Origin of the sequence: Nostoc sp. UCD121 (assembly GCF_014222285.1) — a bacterium.
In the GTDB taxonomy this organism is placed as follows: domain Bacteria; phylum Cyanobacteriota; class Cyanobacteriia; order Cyanobacteriales; family Nostocaceae; genus Nostoc.
In genome coordinates, this window is sequence record NZ_JACKZS010000520.1 from 1 (window position 1) to 601 (window position 601).

Annotated in this window: 1 protein-coding gene; it reads left to right on the top strand. The window is 43.8% G+C overall.

The genetic code is table 11. From position 1 onward, the window contains the following. On the top strand, positions 1–233 hold a 233-nt coding region (locus GNF10_RS37295; RefSeq protein ID WP_221644720.1), incomplete at its 5' end, for a hypothetical protein. Between the last annotated feature and the right edge of the window lie 368 nt (positions 234–601).

The following is a 601-nucleotide window of genomic DNA, read 5'->3' on the forward strand; positions in this document are numbered from 1 at the left end:
TGTCAAATCAAATTACTATGTCTGATTTGCTTGTGGACTTATCTACAGAGCAACAACAGTTTCTAGCTGGCGGACAAGTTGGCGATGAAGGAGACTCAGGTGATGAAGAATTAGGTGATGAAGGAGAGGGTGGTGAAGAGCCTTCTTTCGGTGGTGGAGGAACATCCCCCCGTCGTAAACGATTCTTTATTAGTGGTATTGTGAGTCTCCGCAAAATCCCAAGGTTGTCCTAAACTTTGCAATTAATGGGGGAAAGAAAAGCTCATATAATTCTCTCAAGATAAATTCAATTTCGAGAAAGAATTTGAGCAGTCTCTTATAAGCAAACAAGGGGCTTAAGCCCCTTGTTAAAGATAGGTAAACTCCGCTTATTGCAGATCAAAATAGTTTGACACTACAGCTTTTTCTGTACCAATCAAGGCACTAGCCATTCTTCTGCACTGTACAAAATTGAGGCAAACAATTATGTCATCTCAATCCATCCAATCCGATTTGCTTGTCGAGCTATCCATAGAGCAACAGGAGCTTTTAGGTGGAGGTAACTTCCGTAGGTGGGGCGGCGGTTGGCGTCCTAGATGGCGCGGCGGTTGGCGTCCTAGAT